The sequence below is a fragment of the Aphanothece microscopica RSMan92 genome (assembly GCF_046613545.2).
In the GTDB taxonomy this organism is placed as follows: domain Bacteria; phylum Cyanobacteriota; class Cyanobacteriia; order PCC-6307; family Cyanobiaceae; genus NIES-981.
In genome coordinates this window covers 1-655 of sequence record NZ_JBKKKY020000318.1, presented here as the reverse complement: position 1 = coordinate 655, position 655 = coordinate 1, and the positions used below count along the sequence as shown (strand labels likewise).

General features: G+C 71.1%; 2 protein-coding genes. One reads left to right on the top strand and one right to left on the bottom strand.

Annotation, left to right across the window (positions count from 1 at the left end):
• Positions 1-219: peptidoglycan-binding domain-containing protein (locus ACLD7X_RS17750; protein ID WP_411425014.1), on the top strand; the 219-nt coding region annotated here is incomplete at its 5' end.
• Positions 220-225: 6 nt separating this feature from the next.
• On the opposite strand, the gene ACLD7X_RS17745 is transcribed toward ACLD7X_RS17750, so the two are convergent.
• On the bottom strand, positions 226-655 hold a 430-nt coding region (locus tag ACLD7X_RS17745; RefSeq protein ID WP_411425013.1), incomplete at its 5' end, for a LysR family transcriptional regulator substrate-binding protein.

Genomic DNA, 655 nt, shown 5'->3' with positions numbered 1-655 from the left:
GATGCGCTGAACCTGAACGGGCTGGCGCGCAACCTGATCGAGCAGCGGCTGGACAACCTGGGCTTTCGACCCGGTGCGGTGGACGGGGTGTTCGACGACCGGACGCGCCGCGCGATCCGGCGGTTCCAGGACAGCCGCGGGATGGAGGAAACGGGCTATCTGGACCAGGCGTCGATGGTCGCCTTGCTGGCGGGGGGTGTCCTGCGGATGGGCGAATAGGCGGGCTCAGGCCCCGCGCGCCAGCCGTTCGGCCGCGTCGATCAGCGCCTGCACCATCGGCGTCACGGGGTCGCGCCGGGCGGTCACGAGGCCCACCAGATGCTCGGCCTCGGGGTCGGTCACGGGCAGGGCGACGAGGTCGCCCGCCGCGGTGAACATCTGGGCCAGCGCCTTGGGCACGATCGACACCCAGCGCCCCGTCTTGACATGGGCGACCAGCGCGATGGTCGAGTTCGATTCGATGCGCGCGGCGGCGGTGACGCCGGATTCGGCCAGCAACTGGTTGAGGATGCGGCGGTTCTGCATGTCGCCGGGCAGAAGGCACAGCGGCAGGTCCGCGAGTTCGGCCCAGGTGATGCGCGCGCGCCCGGCCAAGGGATCGTCGGCGCGGCACAGGAGGCGGTAGAATTCCGCGTAGAGCGGCACCTGCGCCACG